13 protein-coding genes and 1 pseudogene are annotated in these 12,716 nt (G+C 58.9%); 8 read left to right on the top strand and 6 right to left on the bottom strand.

Annotated features, from left to right (window positions below; genetic code table 11):
• Positions 1 to 78 precede the first annotated feature (78 nt).
• Entirely contained in the window at positions 79 to 1,665 is a 1,587-nt protein-coding gene (locus AC1MDC_RS26620; RefSeq protein ID WP_085696331.1) for an ABC-F family ATPase, read from the bottom strand.
• 390 nt (positions 1,666 to 2,055) lie between these two features.
• Here AC1MDC_RS26620 and lpxO point away from each other — a divergent pair, with 390 nt between their 5' ends.
• Entirely contained in the window at positions 2,056 to 2,955 is a 900-nt protein-coding gene (gene lpxO / locus AC1MDC_RS26615) for a lipid A hydroxylase LpxO (protein WP_480394041.1), read from the top strand.
• Positions 2,956 to 2,997: 42 nt separating this feature from the next.
• Here lpxO and ku read toward each other — a convergent pair whose 3' ends face one another.
• A complete protein-coding gene (gene ku / locus AC1MDC_RS26610; RefSeq protein WP_085696259.1) occupies positions 2,998 to 3,858 on the bottom strand; it encodes a non-homologous end joining protein Ku in 861 nt (286 codons plus the stop codon).
• Positions 3,859 to 4,065: 207 nt separating this feature from the next.
• Here ku and AC1MDC_RS26605 point away from each other — a divergent pair, with 207 nt between their 5' ends.
• Entirely contained in the window at positions 4,066 to 4,407 is a 342-nt protein-coding gene (locus AC1MDC_RS26605) for a hypothetical protein (RefSeq protein WP_085696258.1), read from the top strand.
• 50 nt (positions 4,408 to 4,457) lie between these two features.
• Positions 4,458 to 5,603 carry a PQQ-dependent sugar dehydrogenase gene (locus tag AC1MDC_RS26600; protein WP_480394040.1) on the top strand — a complete coding sequence of 382 codons (1,146 nt, stop codon included), beginning with the start codon at positions 4,458 to 4,460 and terminating at the stop codon, positions 5,601 to 5,603.
• A gap of 5 nt (positions 5,604 to 5,608) precedes the next feature.
• Here AC1MDC_RS26600 and AC1MDC_RS26595 read toward each other — a convergent pair whose 3' ends face one another.
• Complete coding sequence (locus AC1MDC_RS26595; RefSeq protein WP_085696256.1) at positions 5,609 to 6,712, bottom strand: GNAT family N-acetyltransferase/peptidase C39 family protein; 1,104 nt, start codon at positions 6,710 to 6,712, stop codon at positions 5,609 to 5,611.
• Positions 6,713 to 6,804: 92 nt separating this feature from the next.
• Between AC1MDC_RS26595 and AC1MDC_RS26590 the strand changes: the two genes are divergently transcribed.
• From AC1MDC_RS26590 to ilvA, 3 genes and pseudogenes are all read left to right on the top strand, one after another.
• Positions 6,805 to 8,379 carry a RimK family protein gene (locus AC1MDC_RS26590; RefSeq protein WP_085696255.1) on the top strand — a complete coding sequence of 525 codons (1,575 nt, stop codon included), beginning with the start codon at positions 6,805 to 6,807 and terminating at the stop codon, positions 8,377 to 8,379.
• A 7-nt stretch (positions 8,380 to 8,386) separates the two neighbouring features.
• The gene (locus AC1MDC_RS26585) at positions 8,387 to 9,310 is read left to right on the top strand and encodes a magnesium transporter CorA family protein (protein WP_085696254.1); all 924 of its coding nucleotides are present in this window, start codon (positions 8,387 to 8,389) and stop codon (positions 9,308 to 9,310) included.
• Between the two features lie 204 nt (positions 9,311 to 9,514).
• Positions 9,515 to 10,504: pseudogene (gene ilvA / locus AC1MDC_RS26580) on the top strand (threonine ammonia-lyase, biosynthetic); the annotation flags it as partial.
• A gap of 26 nt (positions 10,505 to 10,530) precedes the next feature.
• Here the strand turns inward: ilvA and eco are convergent.
• On the bottom strand, positions 10,531 to 11,016 hold the full coding sequence (gene eco, locus AC1MDC_RS26575) for a serine protease inhibitor ecotin (RefSeq protein ID WP_480394039.1): 486 nt from the start codon (positions 11,014 to 11,016) through the stop codon (positions 10,531 to 10,533).
• A gap of 371 nt (positions 11,017 to 11,387) precedes the next feature.
• On the opposite strand from eco, the gene AC1MDC_RS26570 reads away from it, so the two are divergent.
• On the top strand, positions 11,388 to 11,654 hold the full coding sequence (locus AC1MDC_RS26570; RefSeq protein ID WP_085696251.1) for a DUF1652 domain-containing protein: 267 nt from the start codon (positions 11,388 to 11,390) through the stop codon (positions 11,652 to 11,654).
• Here the strand turns inward: AC1MDC_RS26570 and AC1MDC_RS26565 are convergent.
• The gene (locus tag AC1MDC_RS26565; protein WP_085703033.1) at positions 11,651 to 12,049 is read right to left on the bottom strand and encodes a hypothetical protein; all 399 of its coding nucleotides are present in this window, start codon (positions 12,047 to 12,049) and stop codon (positions 11,651 to 11,653) included. The two genes, AC1MDC_RS26570 and AC1MDC_RS26565, sit on opposite strands and share 4 nt — an antisense overlap.
• 90 nt (positions 12,050 to 12,139) lie before the next feature.
• A complete protein-coding gene (locus tag AC1MDC_RS26560) occupies positions 12,140 to 12,400 on the bottom strand; it encodes a DUF2790 domain-containing protein (RefSeq protein ID WP_085696249.1) in 261 nt (86 codons plus the stop codon).
• Between AC1MDC_RS26560 and AC1MDC_RS26555 the strand changes: the two genes are divergently transcribed.
• The gene (locus AC1MDC_RS26555) at positions 12,393 to 12,530 is read left to right on the top strand and encodes a hypothetical protein (RefSeq protein WP_170929684.1); all 138 of its coding nucleotides are present in this window, start codon (positions 12,393 to 12,395) and stop codon (positions 12,528 to 12,530) included. The genes AC1MDC_RS26560 and AC1MDC_RS26555 overlap by 8 nt on opposite strands.
• Positions 12,531 to 12,716: the final 186 nt, after the last annotated feature.

The raw sequence follows: 12,716 nt of genomic DNA, 5'->3' as shown, positions 1-12,716 counted from the left end.
GTTTCCCGGTAATCCGTGAAGAACCAAAAAAAAGCCCTGTCACAAGGACAGGGCTTTCTGTTTACCGCTCGATTCGACTCAGAACACCACGCCTTGGCTGCGCAGGTAATCGTCGTAGGTGCCGCTGAAGTCGGTCACGCCGTTCGGGCTCAGCTCGATGATGCGCGTGGCCAGGGACGATACGAACTCACGGTCATGGCTGACGAAGATCAGCGTGCCCGGGTAGTTTTCCAGCGCCAGGTTCAGCGCCTCGATCGATTCCATGTCCAGGTGGTTGGTCGGTTCGTCCATCACCAGAACGTTCGGCTTTTGCAGGATCAGCTTGCCGAACAGCATGCGACCTTGCTCACCACCGGAGATCACCTTCACCGACTTGAGGATCTCGTCGTTGGAGAACAGCATGCGGCCCAAGGTGCCACGGATCATTTGTTCGCCCTGAGTCCACTGACCCATCCAGTCGAACAGGCTCACATCGTCTTCGAAGTCGTGGGCGTGGTCCTGAGCGTAGTAACCCAGTTCCGCGCTTTCGGTCCACTTCACGGAACCAGTGTCCGGGGTCAGTTCGCCCATCAGGGTGCGCAGCAGGGTGGTCTTGCCGATGCCGTTCGGGCCGATGATCGCTACGCGCTCGCCGGCTTCAACGGTGAAGCTGAAGTTCTTGAACAGGGTCTTGCCGTCGAAGCCCTTGGACATCTGCTCGATGGTCACGGCCTGACGGTGCAGCTTTTTGGTCTGTTCGAAGCGGATGAACGGACTCACGCGGCTCGATGGCTTGACCTCGGCCAGCTGGATCTTGTCGATCTGCTTGGCACGGGAAGTGGCCTGTTTGGCTTTCGAGGCGTTGGCCGAGAAGCGGCTGACGAACGTTTGCAGTTCGGCGATCTGGGCTTTCTTCTTGGCGTTGTCCGACAGCAGTTGCTCGCGGGACTGGGTCGCCGCGGTCATGTACTCGTCGTAGTTGCCCGGGAACAGACGCAGCTCGCCGTAGTCCAGGTCGGCCATGTGGGTGCAGACGCTGTTCAGGAAGTGACGGTCGTGGGAAATGATGATCATGGTGCTGTTACGCGCCGTCAAAATCGTTTCCAGCCAGCGGATGGTGTTGATGTCCAGGTGGTTGGTCGGTTCGTCGAGCAGCAGCACTTCCGGATCGGAGAACAGTGCCTGGGCCAACAGAACGCGGAGTTTCCAGCCTGGCGCCACTTCGGTCATCGGGCCGAAATGCTGTTCCAGCGGAATGCCCAGACCCAGCAGCAGTTCACCGGCACGGGATTCGGCGGTGTAGCCGTCCATCTCGGCGAACTCGGTTTCCAGCTCGGCCACGGCCATGCCGTCTTCTTCGCTCATTTCCGGCAGCGAGTAGATGCGGTCGCGCTCGGCCTTGACCTTCCACAGCTCTTCGTGACCCATGATCACGGTGTCGATCACAGTAAATTCTTCGTAGGCGAACTGATCCTGACGCAGCTTACCCAGGCGCACGTTCGGCTCGAGCATTACCTGGCCGGCAGACGGCTCAAGATCGCCACCGAGGATTTTCATGAAGGTCGACTTGCCGCAACCGTTGGCGCCGATCAGGCCATAACGGTTGCCGTTGTTGAATTTGACCGAAACGTTTTCAAACAGCGGCTTGGCGCCGAACTGCATGGTGATGTTAGCTGTAGAAATCAAAGGTTTTTCCTGCGAAGCATTCTGAAAAGCGAGGTGCGGCCGGAGCGCTTGGCCCGAGTCGAAGTGCGCTGAGGCGAGGCAATTCCCGTCATCAACCAAGGGGGCGCGTAAAGTTTGGCGGCGATTGTACTGGTCTGGCTCTTTAAACGATAGGGCAGTGACACCCGGAGTGCCGATTGGTGCAATCGCGGGACAGTTTTTCACAGATGAAGGTTCACTATTGGTTACAAACTGTGGCTAAAATGCCATCCATTCACCCGGCGCCCTTCCAGCGCGCGGGCTCAGGGATGTGCCACCGGGACGCTGTTTTGTATTCAGACACTGCGAAAGGCCTGTTGCCAACGCCTGAAAGGCGCGCAGTTTGTTCACTTCTGACGTGTGACGATTTCCGTGAAACTCATCATTGCCGCTGTATATGTCATTTCCATTGCATACGTTCACCTGCGGGGGCGCGTGCGCCACAAACTAGGTCGTCAACTGAGCGATCACTCTTCGTTCCTGGCACCGATCAACTGCTTCCTTTATCTGTTCTCGACAAAGCCCAATACCCCGTATCTGGACCCGAAAGACTTCCCCGACCTGACTCCATTGCAGACGCACTGGGAAGAGATCCGCGAGGAAGGCCGCAATCTGCTGCGTGCCGGCGAGATCAAGCGCTCGAACCAGTACGACGATGTTGGTTTCAACTCGTTCTTCAAGACCGGCTGGAAGCGTTTCTACCTGAAGTGGTACGGCGACAGCCACCCGTCGGCGCTGCAACTGTGCCCGCGCACCACTGAGCTGGTGCAGAGCATCGGCTCGATCAAGGCCGCGATGTTCGCCGAATTGCCGCCGGGCTCGAAACTGGTGCGTCACCGCGACCCGTACGCCGGTTCCTACCGTTATCACCTGGGTCTGGAAACGCCGAACGATGCCGGTTGCTACATCAACGTCGATGGCGAGAACTATCACTGGCGTGATGGCGAAGCGGTGATGTTCGACGAGACCTTCATTCATTACGCGGAAAACACCACTGACCAGAACCGCATCATCCTGTTCTGTGACGTCGAACGTCCGATGAAGTACCGCTGGGCAGCGGCATTCAACGGCTGGTTCAGCCGCAACGTGATGTCGGCAGCCGGCGCACCGAACGATGCCGGTGACCGCACCGGTGGCATCAACCGCTTGTTTACCAAAATCTACAAGATTCGCCTGCGTGGCAAAGAGCTGAAAAAGCGCAATCGCAAGCTTTACTACATGGAAAAGTGGGCGATCTTCGGCGGTCTGCTGGCGATCTTCATTCTGATCTGACGAATCGGGCGACTGTTGAAAGACAGTCGCCCGATTTGATTTTCACGACGCTTTTTTGGTCTTCTTCGCCGTTGTTGACTTGCTGGCGGTCTTCTTCGCCGGTTTGGCCGGAGCCTTCCCGCCGAGACTGCGCTTGAGCAGTTCGGTCAGGTCGATAACATCGGCCGATTTGCGCTCTTCTTCGCCCTCAACGGTCTCAACGTCTTCGATCTTGCCCTCATGGGCCTTCTTGTCCACCAGCGCCATGATCTTGTTTTCGAACTCGTCCTTGTAGTCCTCGGGCGTCCAGTCCGCGGTCATGTCTTCAACCAGCCGTTTGGCCATTTCCAGTTCGCCCTTCGCCAACTGCGGCTTGGTCACTTCACTGCCCAGCGCCAGTTCATCGAGGCTGCGTACTTCCTGCGGCCAGCGCAGCTTCACCAGCACCAGCGCCGACTCCAGCGGCATCAACGCCGCCAGATACTGGCGCGTGTGTAAAACCACGCGGGCGAGGGCGACCTTCCGGGTTTTGCTCAAGGTTTCACGCAGCAATGCGTAGACCTTGCCACCGCGTTTGTCGGGGGCCAGGTAATAGGGCGTGTCGATGTTCTGCAAAGGGATCTGTTCACTGTCGACGAAAGCGAAAATGTCGATGGTCTGGGTCGACACCGGGTGCGCCGAACGGATTTCTTCCTCGCTGAGCACCACATAGCGGCCTTTTTCGAATTGCACGCCTTTGACGATGTGCTCTTTGGTGACCTCCTTGCCGGTGACCTTGTTGACCCGTTTATAGCCGACCGGGTCCATGCTGCGGCTGTCGAGCCAGTCGAAGTCAACGCCGTGTGACGAGGTCGCCGATACCAGCGCCACAGGGATATGCACCAGACCAAAACTGATTGCGCCTTTCCAGATTGCCCGAGCCATGGTGCTGTTCTCCAAGTGATGTTCGGGGGACCCGTGGCCCGGCGCAAAAGTTTCCGTTGTTTGCGGAGGCGGCGGTAAACGGCAGGTCAAGCCGTGTTACATCTTGTTTAGCGGTGACGGGTTAACAAATCCGAACCCACGGCGTAGCGTGGACTCGAAGGCTCTAAGCCACGTGCATCAAAACACGCACATCCAGAGAGGCCGCTCATGAACCGTTTCCTGCTAGGCATTGCGTTGCTGGCCCTCAGTGGCGGGCTGGTTCACGCCGAGGGCGCAACCACGTATTCATCGCTGTTGCTGGCACAAAGTCCGACCGGCAACAGCAACAACCCCTACAACAGCCCGATCCGCCGGGCGAATCCCAACAGCATGCAGGGCACCCAGCCCAGCGCTCCGCCGCTTCGCGGGCCGAACACGGTGCCAGTGCCCCGGCCACCGACCCTGGAAAACCGCGGTATCGGCAACGGTCAGCCGCCGCGCTCCGTTCCGAGCAAGCCCCCCACCTTCATTCCCAATCCTCCGGCCCGTGACAGCGGGAGCAACCGTTGAATGGCAGAGCCACTTCTGTCAGCCCTTCAAACGAACAAAAGGAATCGTGCATGTTGCGTAAAACCCTTCTGGCCGGTCTATGTGCCAGCGCACTGATCTCAGCCCCGGCGTTCGCCGCCGCTCCCAAAGAGCTGCAAAGCGAGCAGGGCACCCTTGAAGTCACGACGATTACCCGAGGGCTCGAGCATCCATGGGCCTTGGCTTTCCTGCCGGATCGTCAGGGCATGCTGGTGACCGAACGCCCCGGTAACCTGCGGGTGGTGGATGCCGGCGGCAAGCTGTCTGCGCCGATCACCGGTGTACCGGACGTCTGGGCCAAGGGGCAGGGCGGATTGCTCGATGTGGTGCTGTCACCGGATTTCAAACAGGATCGGCTCGTTTACCTGTCCTACGCCGAGGGCGGCGGTGCGGGTGACAAGGCCGGAACGGCGGTGGGGCGCGGGCGTCTTTCGGATGACCTGAAAAGCCTGAAGGACTTCAACGTGATCTTCCGCCAGGAGCCGAAGCTGTCGGTCGGCAACCACTTCGGCTCGCGGCTGGTGTTTGACCGGGACGGTTATCTGTTCATCACTCTGGGCGAAAACAACGACCGTCCGACCGCGCAGGATCTGGACAAGCTGCAAGGCAAAGTCGTGCGGATCTACCCCGACGGCAAAGTACCCGATGACAATCCCTTTGTCGGCCAGTCCGGCGTGCGCCCGGAGATCTGGTCCTACGGCCACCGCAATCCCCAGGGCGCCGCGCTCAACCCGTGGACCGGCACCGTTTGGGAAAACGAGCACGGTCCGCGCGGCGGCGATGAGGTGAACATCATCGAGCGCGGCAAGAACTACGGCTGGCCGCTGGCGACTCACGGCATCAACTACTCCATGCAACCGATTCCGGAAGCCAAGGGCAAGACCGCCGAAGGCACGGTAGGGCCGCACCATGTCTGGGAAAAGTCCCCGGGCGTTACCGGGATGGCGTTCTACGATGCCGATCGCTTCAAGCCCTGGCAGCACAACGTTTTCATCGGTGCGCTGGTGACGCAGGAACTGATCCGCCTGCAGTTCGACGGCGACAGGGTGGTGCATGAAGAGCGCTTGCTGGGCGAACTGAAACAGCGGATCCGTGATGTGCGCCAAGGGCCGGATGGTTACCTCTATGTGCTGACCGATGAGTCCGACGGATCGCTGTACAAAGTCGGACTCAAATGAATCCTTCATGCGGATGAGCGGGCATAGAGCACAACCGCCGCCCGCAATTTGCCACGCCCGAAGCGGCACATCTTCTCGAACTCCCCATGGCTGACCGGCACATGCTGGCAGTCCATGGGCTGACGGTGCTGGCTGTGATCGACATCCGGGTCGTGCAGGTAGACAAAGTCTTCATCGCAGTCGGTGACGATTACCCAGTGCGGCGACTTGGAACGAGTCAGGCGATAGCTGCTGATCAGCACCAGAGGCTGCCCACCGTTGGCCAGTAGCGCCGGAAGGTCCAGTGTTGCGCCAATGAGTTGAACGACATCGGAGTCGTTCAGCTGCGCCATGAACTCGTCGTGCACCAGGCGCATGACGTCTTTTTTATGCGCGTCCCGCACTCCGTCGAGAAACAGCGGCCCGGTCATGCTCAGTTGCAAACGCACTGTAAAACCCCGGCGCCAGGCCGCCAGTGCCAGGCCTTGCGGGCTGCAACCGCCGTGGCCGGCGGTCATGAACACCGTGGTTGCCTCGCGCCACAACTGCAATTCCTCGCGTCGCTCCAGCAAGCGATCGGCTTGCAACGCCCCCATGGCCATCAGCAGGCAGGCCGGGCCGCAGGTGAAATCGGTGGTTTGGCGGTAATAGGGGACCTTGATGTCGCGTGAATCGCGGTGCTGGAGAATGCGTTTCTCCAGCCGCAGCGCGTCGGCGTGATCCTCGTAGTAGTCATGGATCAGCGCGAAGCGCCGGTAGCCGTTGCGCTCATACAGGGCAATGGCGGCGGGATTGTCGGTGCGCACTTCCAGCCGCAGGTACGCGCAATCGTGCTCAAGCGCACAGGCCTCGATCCGTTGCAGCAGTTGTTTGCCCAGACCGCCGCCGCGCGCTTCGGGCGCAATCGCAATGGAATACAGCCGGGCCAGTGAAGTGCCGCGATGAAACAGCACCAGCGCATAACCGGCCAGTTGTCCCTCGCGTTCGGCCACCCACAATTGCCCGTGTGCCCGGGTGATCATCCATTGGAAACTGCGGCGCGTGAGCCGGTCTGTGGTGAAACAGTGCATCTCCAGCGTGAGCAATGCTGGCAAATCCTCAACGACTGCCAGGCGAAAAACAGCATTCATATGACCACCGTAAAAGTTGCGTAACGAAACGGGACTTTCGAAAAACTTCGTGCTTAATAGAAAAGGTCTTGTTCTCCAACGGATCAATTTCTATGTCAGCGGTACAGGGTCATTGGCGCGAAGTATCCATTCAAAGTTTGCCACCGGCAACTTATTTAAAACCGCAGATCAGAACTTCCAGCCAAGTGTTGATCATCGTCGAACGCAAGGAAGACTGGGCTTCGTATTTTCCCAGCGAGGACATCCTGACGGCCCAGGAATACCTCGAACAACCACCCGACAACGAGCAGGGAAAACGGGTGCAGGTGATCAATCTGTGCCGAAGTTACAAGTACCTGGGCCACGGCTACTACTGCTCGCTGCTGGCCGAGGCCCGGGGGCACAAGGTGATTCCTTCGGTGCGGACCATCAGCGAGCTGACCCGAAAATCTCTTTATGGTCTGGCCCTGGATGACCTGGATAAAACCCTGGAAAAAGCCCTCAGCCATCATCTCTATAGCGATACCGAAGGTTTTACCCTCACACTTTATTTCGGCAAAACGCATATCGAACCGTTGCAGGATCTCGCCCGGCAATTATTCGAAGTATTCCCGTGTCCGATTCTGTTAGTTGAATTTCGCCGAACTAACGGTTGGCACATCGAAGGTATAAAATCCGGTGCCTTGCATAAGTTGCGTGACGATCAGGAAGACCAGTTCGCCAATGCGCTGGACGGCTTCAGTCGCAAGATCTGGCGAGTTCCGCGTTCGCCGCAAGTGGCGCGTTATGACCTGGCGATCCTGCATGATCCGCAGGAGGCGTTACCGCCGTCCAACGCTCGGGCACTGGAAAACTTTGTGCGGGTCGGCAAGGGCATGGGCATCGATGTCGAACTGATCGAACGCAAGGACTACGCAAGGCTGGCCGAATACGACGGCTTGCTGATCCGCGAGACCACTAGCGTCGACAACCACACTTACCGCTTCGCCAAGAAGGCCGAAAGTGAGGGGCTGGTGGTGATGGATGATCCGACGTCGATCCTGCGCTGCACAAATAAGGTCTATCTCACGGATCTGCTCAACAGCCATCAACTGGGCATGCCGGCTACGGAAATCCTCTACAAGGAACGACCCGAAGATTTCGAGCGAGTCGGCGAGCGCCTCGGCTTTCCACTGGTATTGAAGATCCCGGATGGTTGCTTCTCCCGTGGCGTGATCAAGGTCGAGAGCCAGCAGGCCTTGCTGGACGCCACCGCCGAGCTGTTCGAACATTCGGTGTTGTTGCTGGCCCAGGAGTTTTTTTACACCGAGTACGACTGGCGCATCGGCGTGCTCAACCGCAAACCGATCTTTGCCTGCCAGTACTTCATGTCCAAGGGCCATTGGCAGATTTACAACCACAAGGCCAAGGGCCAGGACGTCAACGGCGAGTGCCGCACGTTGGCGATCCACGAAGCACCGCGCGCGGTGGTGGAACTGGCGGTGAAGACCGCCAACCTGATCGGCGACGGACTTTACGGCGTCGATTTGAAACAGGCGGGCGACAAGGTGGTGGTGATCGAGGTCAACGACAACCCGAACCTCGACGCCGGCATCGAAGACGCTTATTTGCAGGACGATCTGTATTCACTCGTGTTGGAAGAATTTGTGCGGCGCCTCGAACTCAAGCGCCGTGGCCAGGCCTGGTGACCGGCCGATGATCAACAGCTTTGCACTCAATCACGGCGCCTTGCAGCGGGTCGAGCGACTGGACGCCGAGGTGATGCTGTTCAGCGACCCGGACGCTGCCGAGCGCGATTTGCTCCACAGTCACTTCAAACTCGATGAACACGCGCTGGCCTCGGCGCTGGACCCGGACGAGGTGTCGCGGATTGAATTCCATCCCGATCATCTGTTCCTGATCTGGAAGCGCCCGGAGAACTATTCCGGCGGCGGCAGCCTGGCCTTCGAGGTCTCGTCCTGCGGTCTGCTGTTTTCCCCGGGCCAGTTGCTGGTGATCGCCACCGACGACACGCCGCTGCACGGTCTCGGCACGGGCCGACCACTCAATACGCCGCTGGATGTGTTGCTGGACCTGCTGTTCAACAACATCCATCACTACCTTGGGCACTTGAAGGTGATCAAACTGGTCGCCCGGGAGTTGCAGCAGAAATTCAACGCCTCGATGCAGAACCAGCATCTGGTGCAGATGTTCAACCTCAGCGAAAGCCTGATCTATTACATCAACGCCCTGCACAGCAATGGCGCGGTACTCACACGCCTGCGCAATCACGCGGAAAAACAGCATTTCGGCAGCGAAGCAATTGGCCTGATCGACGATCTGATCATCGAAAACAACCAGTGCTACAAGCAGGCGGAAATCTACTCGACGGTGTTCTCCGGGCTGATCGACGCCCGGGGCAACCTGATGAACAACAGCATGAACAACCTGCTGCGCAAACTGACGCTGATCAACGTGGTGTTCCTGCCGCTCAACCTGATTGCGAGCATCGGCGGCATGTCGGAATTCAGCATGATGACCGCCGGGACGCCATGGTGGGTGTCGTACCCGTTGTTTCTGGCGGCGATGCTGCTGGGGGCGGGCGGGATGCTGTTCGGGCTCAGGCGTCTGGCGAAATGAAAGCAAAATTCGCCATTGACTTGCCCGCAGGGCCCGGGCTAATTTCGGGCCCATGACTTCCACCGTTCTGCGCTGCCAGCCAAGCATTATTACCGCCATTCCTCATTTGGCGGGCTAGCTCACGACTGCAGCACCCAACCCGCCCTAGAGGCGGGTTTTTACTTTCTGTCTCCGGGGTTCCGAATCAAACGTCAGGAGACGACCATGCGCCACAGCCCCGCCCAGCAAGCCCTGCTTGAGCAGTACGTGAAAAAGATCCTCGCCGCTCCGGTGTATGAACTGGCGGTGCGCACGCCGCTGCAACCGGCGTCGGCGCTGTCCGAAGCGCTGGGCAACCGGATCCTTCTCAAGCGCGAGGATCTGCAACCGACGTTCTCCTTCAAGATCCGTGGTGCGTACAACAAACTGGTGCAATTGAGCGAGGAGCAGAAGGCGCGCGGGGTGATCACGGCATCGGCGGGCAATCATGCGCAAGGCGTAGCGCTGGCGGCGCGGGAACTGGGTATTGCCGCGACCATTGTGATGCCGGCAACCACGCCTGAGTTGAAAGTGCTGGGGGTCAGCAGTCGCGGGGCTGAGGCGCTATTGCATGGTGAAAGCTTTCCCTTTGCCCTGGCCCATGCGCTGCAACTGGCCGAGCAGACCGGACGAACCTTCGTCTCGCCGTTCGACGACCCTGATGTGATCGCTGGCCAAGGCACAGTCGCCATGGAAATCCTGCGCGAACATCAGGGCGCGCTTGATGCGATCTTTGTCCCGGTGGGCGGCGGCGGGTTGATCGCCGGCATCGCGGCGTACGTAAAATACCTGCGGCCGGAGGTGCGGATAATCGGCGTGGAGTCTGAGCACTCGGCCTGTCTCAAGGCAGCATTGGAGGTCAGTGAACGGGTGGTGTTGCCCAGCGTCGGCACCTTCGCCGATGGCGTGGCAGTGGCGCAGATCGGCGCCTACGGGTTCGAGGTTTGCCGCTTCTGCGTGGATGAGGTCATCACCGTCAGCAACGATGAACTCTGCGCAGCAATCAAGAACATCTACGACGATACCCGCTCGATCACCGAGCCTTCCGGCGCATTGGCGGTCGCGGGCATCAAACAGTACGTGGCGCAAACCGGCGCACGGAATCAAACGCTGATCGCCATCGATTCCGGCGCCAATATCAACTTCGACAGCCTGCGTCATGTCGCCGAGCGAGCGGCGGCATGCGGTGTGGTGGCTTGAGGTTACTCAGGAATGGCCACGCCAATCTTGTCCGAGGCCGACCAGATGCGATAACGCACTTCCACATCCGTCGGTGCGTAAACCACGATCGGCAGCTTGCTGTTGTAGCGCACGGTGAAGCCGTCACCGATGACAGGTACGAACGCGCGCTTTTTCTGGGTGCCGGGTGGGCAGGCCATCAGGGTGCTCATCGGGCCACTGACTTTTTCCAGGCGGTAGAACGGATAGCCCCAACCTTCGAGGTTTTTATCTTCGAGGGTGCCGCCCAGGCGCTGGCGGTTGCAGTCGACTTCGAGGGTCTTGCCGGCGAGGATTTCGACTTTGAAGTTTTCTTCCTGGGCCTGTTGCGGCAGGTGGATGACTTGGCGCGTGAAGCCCGCTTCAGCCTTCGGATAAGGCGCGGTGTCTTCAAGTTTGGCGGCGTGGGTGAGGGTGGACAGGCTGGCGAGCATCAGGCCGGCGGTCGCGTAAACAGTGAAATTTCCCATTGAAGCCTCCTGGCGGGTGTACGTTGGTTGACGGGCATTCTCACTGTCACAAGCGATGAATGCAAACCGCCAGCCGCATGCAAATTGCAGTGCCTGCACGATCGGATCTTGCATTTTGCAACTGGCCAGTTGCCTGTCTTTTTGCCAAGTCATTGATTTGCAAGGAGGTGAATGCAGCCTGATGAAAGGCATGTTTTATGCGTTGATTTGGTGCAGCGCACCGAGTTTGGGCGCCTACACTCCAATGGGCATTTCGCATCACAGCCGCTTGTCACACCCAAGGATTCAGCGGGGATACACCCGTGGGAAACTGTGGCAACGGTCGACGTGAATACTTGATTGGCAGTCTCACAGTAAGGAGAGGTTTCGCCATGTTTCTGTCTGCCTTGGAACTCCGCAACATCATTGAAAGCAGCTTTCTACCGAAACGCTGCCAGTGCACGCTGTCCCCGGATCTGTCGATGACCGTCAAGGTGTATGGCGATCACAAGACCGATCAGGTTGAGCTGCTGGTGAGTGGCATTGATGCCAGTCATCTGAACAGCTGTCGCGAAATCAACGGCCTGATCGCCGGGTTGCGCTCGGATCTTGCGCAACAATCGGCAATCCATTCAGTGCCGCGATCCCGAGTCGTTTAACTGACTGTTTCACCCAGTTCGACCGTCACGCGCCGGGCCTGCAAGAAGCCAAGGCCCAGCGCGAACTCTACCAGCACCGCGAGCAGAATCCCGGGGCCGGCGTGGCCGTTGAGCCATTCAGCAAAACCCAGCACCGCCAGGCCAAAACAGCCGACGATAAAGCCGTTGCTCAGCGCATTACGCGCGATCGACACCGGGGCGTTGCGCACCAGATAAAACATCACCCCCAGCGCCGCAAACAGCACCGCCATGCGTCGTGCAACAAATCCTGCTGCCTCTGTGTACTCAATACTCCAGATCGCCAGCAACATCTGTGGCGCCAGCCCCCACGCCAAAGACAGCAGAAAACACAGGGAGAAAGTGAGGGTCGAGAGCGTGCGAAACGACAACTGCATGGCGAATCCTTGCGGCAGTGAGGAGGGCCCCGAGCATACCCTTCGAGACCCGTGTTCGCCTACCGCAAAGCCGCAAATCAGAGCTTTCTGTCAGTTTTGGAAGCTGCACGCGTCAGATAATTTCCGGTAACTGATTTGCTCGGGTTTGCCGGCGTTGTCGATGTACTTCATGTCGGCGGTGATGACCTTGCATTCCTGTGTCGGCGGCTCAGTCAGGGATACCACTTTGGCGACATGCAACGGCATGCCGTATTCATAGGGAACAGCCTTGGCGGTGTCATTGGCCTGGGCCAGCCCGGCAAACGCGGTGCAGGCGAGGGCAGTGGTGAGCAGGAACGGACGAATGTTCATGATGGACTCCGGTGCGACGGAAAATGAGTTCGGCATGTTGCAAGCCAAACCTGCCGCACTGGGCATCAGCCAGGGACTGAGGGCGTGCGGTTCAGTAGAGTTTTTGACCGCGGCGTTAAGCGATGGTTAACCGGGCTGAACGCCGGCTGTCCGGACGGGGATTGTTTCACGGGGGAGTCTCGGCGGATTCCTACAAGGGTGGATGCCTTGTCTGCTTTCGGGGGCTGGAGTGGGGCGGTTATGGTTTGGTGTCGCTGCAAAATCAGCGGCTTAGGTTTGGTCACCTAACGTAATCACCTGTGCATGTGTGCCATTA

It is taken from the genome of Pseudomonas sp. 1 (assembly GCF_056626735.1).
The sequence above is the reverse complement of the archived record's forward strand: the minus strand, read 5'-3'. Positions and strand labels throughout refer to the sequence as shown.

Excerpts from the sequence above, each read along its gene's own strand:
- AC1MDC_RS26600 (WP_480394040.1), top strand. The coding sequence starts at position 4,458 with ATGTTGCGTAAAACCCTTCTGGCCGGTCTATGTGCCAGCGCACTGATC.
- ku (WP_085696259.1), bottom strand. The coding sequence starts at position 3,858 with ATGGCTCGGGCAATCTGGAAAGGCGCAATCAGTTTTGGTCTGGTGCAT.
- AC1MDC_RS26585 (WP_085696254.1), top strand. The coding sequence starts at position 8,387 with ATGATCAACAGCTTTGCACTCAATCACGGCGCCTTGCAGCGGGTCGAG.
- AC1MDC_RS26605 (WP_085696258.1), top strand. The coding sequence starts at position 4,066 with ATGAACCGTTTCCTGCTAGGCATTGCGTTGCTGGCCCTCAGTGGCGGG.
- AC1MDC_RS26570 (WP_085696251.1), top strand. The coding sequence starts at position 11,388 with ATGTTTCTGTCTGCCTTGGAACTCCGCAACATCATTGAAAGCAGCTTT.
- AC1MDC_RS26565 (WP_085703033.1), bottom strand. The coding sequence starts at position 12,049 with ATGCAGTTGTCGTTTCGCACGCTCTCGACCCTCACTTTCTCCCTGTGT.
- AC1MDC_RS26560 (WP_085696249.1), bottom strand. The coding sequence starts at position 12,400 with ATGAACATTCGTCCGTTCCTGCTCACCACTGCCCTCGCCTGCACCGCG.
- AC1MDC_RS26555 (WP_170929684.1), top strand. The coding sequence starts at position 12,393 with ATGTTCATGATGGACTCCGGTGCGACGGAAAATGAGTTCGGCATGTTG.
- eco (WP_480394039.1), bottom strand. The coding sequence starts at position 11,016 with ATGGGAAATTTCACTGTTTACGCGACCGCCGGCCTGATGCTCGCCAGC.
- AC1MDC_RS26595 (WP_085696256.1), bottom strand. The coding sequence starts at position 6,712 with ATGAATGCTGTTTTTCGCCTGGCAGTCGTTGAGGATTTGCCAGCATTG.
- AC1MDC_RS26590 (WP_085696255.1), top strand. The coding sequence starts at position 6,805 with ATGTCAGCGGTACAGGGTCATTGGCGCGAAGTATCCATTCAAAGTTTG.